This window comes from Kitasatospora sp. NPDC127111, assembly GCF_042677465.1.
GTDB lineage: Bacteria > Actinomycetota > Actinomycetes > Streptomycetales > Streptomycetaceae > Kitasatospora.
Genome location: NZ_JBHXTG010000040.1, coordinates 30975 through 34520 on the forward strand (window position 1 = coordinate 30975; position 3546 = coordinate 34520).

Annotated in this window: 3 protein-coding genes and 1 tRNA gene; 3 read left to right on the forward strand and 1 reads right to left on the reverse strand. The window is 68.6% G+C overall.

What is annotated here, in order from left to right:
• From ACFVHB_RS23375 to ACFVHB_RS23385, 3 genes are all read left to right on the forward strand, one after another.
• On the forward strand, positions 1-161 hold a 161-nt coding region (locus ACFVHB_RS23375), incomplete at its 5' end, for a DUF397 domain-containing protein (protein WP_380325575.1).
• 143 nt (positions 162-304) lie between these two features.
• Entirely contained in the window at positions 305-1606 is a 1302-nt protein-coding gene (locus tag ACFVHB_RS23380) for an esterase/lipase family protein (RefSeq protein WP_380325479.1), read from the forward strand.
• Positions 1607-1677: 71 nt separating this feature from the next.
• A tRNA-Leu gene (locus ACFVHB_RS23385) sits at positions 1678-1761 on the forward strand.
• Between the two features lie 1098 nt (positions 1762-2859).
• On the opposite strand, the gene ACFVHB_RS23390 is transcribed toward ACFVHB_RS23385, so the two are convergent.
• On the reverse strand, positions 2860-3546 hold a 687-nt coding region (locus ACFVHB_RS23390), incomplete at its 5' end, for a hypothetical protein (protein ID WP_380325482.1).

The window sequence follows — 3546 nt, forward strand, 5'->3', positions numbered from 1 at the left end:
GCAACGGCGGCGACTGCATCGAGGTGGCCCTCGGATCCGTCAGCCTCGTCCCGGTGCGTGACTCCAAGGACCCCGCCGGCCCGGCCCTCCTCTTCCCCGCCACCTCCTGGGACTCCTTCCTCGCCGGCATCCGGTCCGGGGACTTCCCGCTCCCCTCCTGAGCCGTCAACTCCAGTCGATATCGGTCGAACGCGAACACTTCCGACCACCTGCCGCCTCACCCTGGCGATCTCCGTAACCGAACCGATACCTTCACTCTGCGCGCACGAATGATCCCTGTTCGCAACGACAGAGGTGGTTACGCATGGCGCAGGAAGCACGGATCGACGTCGACCTGACCCTCAAGGGTGGCGAGAGCCAGCCCAGCGAGGCCGAACTGGCCGAGCTGGGGGCCTCCCTCTCCCCGGAGGTCTGGTTCACCACCCCCAGGGCCGCCGAGGGCGACGCCCGTCGCGACCCCGACATCACCTGGGAGCTCCCCTACGGTGAGGCGGCCGTCTACCTCGCGAACCCGAAGTTCGGCCTCAAGCGGCCGTTCCTCTTCGCCGATGGCTTCAACTACGGCCCGAGCGACCTCCCCGGCCTGTTCGGGTACTTCAACACCCCGTACGACGGCAAGCCCGGCTTCTTCGACCAGCTGCGTCAGCACGGCATCGACGTCATCCTGATCGGCTTCGACGAGCGGCACACCCGCATCCAGACCAACGCCGAGACGGTGACCGCCGCCGTCATGCGCGCGGTCGCCGAGCGGGTCGGCGACGCGCCGCTGACCGTGGGCGGTGTGAGCATGGGCGGTATCGTCACCCGCTACGCGCTCGCCAAGATGGAGAGCGACGGGATCGACCACCAGACCGCCACCTACCTCTCGTACGACTCCCCGCACAACGGCGCCTGGATCCCGCTGATCCTCCAGCAGATGGCCTACTTCTTCGAGGACTTCACCCCGCCGGGGCCGTCCGGGGCCAAGCAGGCCGACCTGATCCGCAGCGAGGCCGCCCAGCAGCTGCTCTGGGCCTGGGTGGAGAACTCCAAGTACTCGGGCCCAGTGGCCACGTCCAGCCCGCTCCGGAAGGAGTTCCTCGACGACCTCGCGCGGGTCGGCAACTTCCCCCGCCGCCCCCGCCTGCTCGGCGTCTCCAACGGGCGGCGCGACGGCATCGGCCTCCCGCTGCCCGCCGGCGAGGTGGCGTTCGACTGGCAGGCCCTGATCGCCAGCGCGACCGCCCGCTTCCAGCCCGAGCGGGGCGAGAAGCAGCGGATCGGCGGCATGCACCTCGGTCTCGCGCTCCGCCGCTCCACCACCACCGAGGTCCCGGCGCTCGACAGCGCGCCCGGCGGCACCATGGACTCCTTCGGCAAGGTCGCCGACGCCCTGAAGGCCAAGATCGCCGACGACCACCGCAGCGGCACCTTCGTGCCGGCCGTCAGCGCGGCGGCGCTGAACTTCGACCCGGTGCAGTGGCCCGTCAACCCGACCCTCTCCATCACCGACGCCGACCTCGCCGACGGCCACCTCGACGAGGTCGCCTTCGACACCGACAACACCGAGCACAGCCACATCTCGCCCGTCCTGATCGACTGGATCCTCGACCGCATCACCGGCTGATCCACCCACCCCCACCCACCTGGTCCGAAGCACCCCCGCGCATGCGCTAAGCTTTTCCCCATCACCCAGATGCGCGGGTGGCGGAATAGGCAGACGCGCTGGATTCAGGTTCCAGTGCCCGAAAGGGCGTGGGGGTTCAACTCCCCCCTCGCGCACAATGAAGTACCGATGAGACGGTGCTTCCCACAGTGACGGAAGTCGCTGAGGGAAGCACCGTTTTCGGCGTTCGTGCCGATGAAGCAGGAGCGTCCCGCCTGCTTAGGGGTGCTGTGGCCGCTTGTGGGCAGGCCAGGGCCTGGTTGGCCGTTCCGGTGTTGCCTCAGACCGCTTGTTCGAGGTGGCTGGTGGGAATCCAGGTGCCGAGAGGCTTGGTTTTGCGCCGTCGGGTTGGTCGACGGCGTGGTGGCTGGTCGTCGACGGGGAGGGTCTCGAGCCAGCGGTCGATCTTCCTTCTGTTGGCGTGGGCGAGCTGGAACGCCAGGAGGGGAGGGTTGGGCGGCGATGCCCCGGATGCGTCGCCGACCGGAGAGCTCGATGGCCTCGCTGATCGGGTCTTTCGCGTATCCGTTGAAGTGCTCGACGCTGTTGCGGAGCCTGAAGTACACGCGTTGCCAGTCCGGACTGCCGTAGGCCAGGGCTTAGTGGTGCTGGGCTCCGGCCTCGGGGGCGATCGTGATGGTGTGCTGGGTGCAGATCTTCGCCGGACCGACGGGACTGGGTGCGGGGTCGGCGAGCGGCAGACGAGGATCGCTCCCATGCTGGCCTTCTTGAGCGGCACTGCAGGCGTCCGGCGGAGGCGGGACAGCTCATCCGCTGATGCCCCTCAGCGTCCGCGTGCTGCATAGGGACAAGTTGGAACGGGACGCGGGCGGCGCTCCTGGTGGCCCATCGACTGGTCGATCAAGTTGGTCAACCTCGGTGTGCAGTCTGGTCGGCAGACACAGCGCTGGCAGGTACCACTCGGCGTGGATTCAGCCGCATGAGTTGCTGTTGACGGCGCAGGGACGCTCGCTGCTCGGCAGACATCTCTGGTACTGCCGGTACCGCACTCCGTGCACCGGTCGTCGGTCGCCAGTGCCTCGCCTCCCGGCTATGAGGCTGCCGCGCTCGTGTGAAGGCCTGAGCATGCGGGTGGCAGAGCGGTACTCCCCCGCCACCCGGCTCCTCGTCTGTCGGTAGGCCACCAGTACAGAAGGACCGGCCCAGCTTGTTGCAGGGCCGGTCCTTCTGTGCCAAGGGGACCTATCTGTGGGTCATGGTGCGGAGGGGCCGCCTTCGTAGCGGAACCAGGGGGAGCTGGGGAGGCCCGGGTCGACGGACCACAGGGTGTTGTTGGTGTCGCGGACGAAGGTGATCAGGTGCCCGGTGGTGGGGTCGACGACCGTGTGGGGGCTGGTGTCGGTGGCGAGGACGGTGCCGGCGGGGGTGGCGATGAAGGGGGTCCAGGTGCTGGTGGTGTAGTCGAGGGAGTGGAGCTGGTTGTTGGGTCCGTTGAGGTAAATCAGGGCGTGGTTGTCGGCGGGGTTGACGATGGCGAAGGGGTCGGTGGCGGCCTTGGCGCCCCAGTCGCGCCAGCCGGGGCCGAGCGGGTCGACGGACCACAGGTGGTTGGCGGTGTCGCGGATGAAGGTGGTGAAGTGCCCGTTGGCGGGGTCGACGACGGTCACCGGGGCGGAGCCGGGGGCCATGACGGTGCCCGAGGTGGTCGGGTCGAACCGGACCTGCCTGCCGCTGATGCGGTCGATCGAGTAGAGCCGGTTGTCCGGGCCGTTGACGTAGACAACGGTGTGGCCGTCGTTGGGGTTGGTCACCGGGACGGGGTCGCCCGCGGCGAATGCGCCGTAGTCGTGCCAGCCTTCGCCCTGGGGGTCGACGGACCACAGGTGGTTGGCGGTGTCACGGACGAAGGTCACCAGGTGTCCGTTGGCCGGGTCGACGAT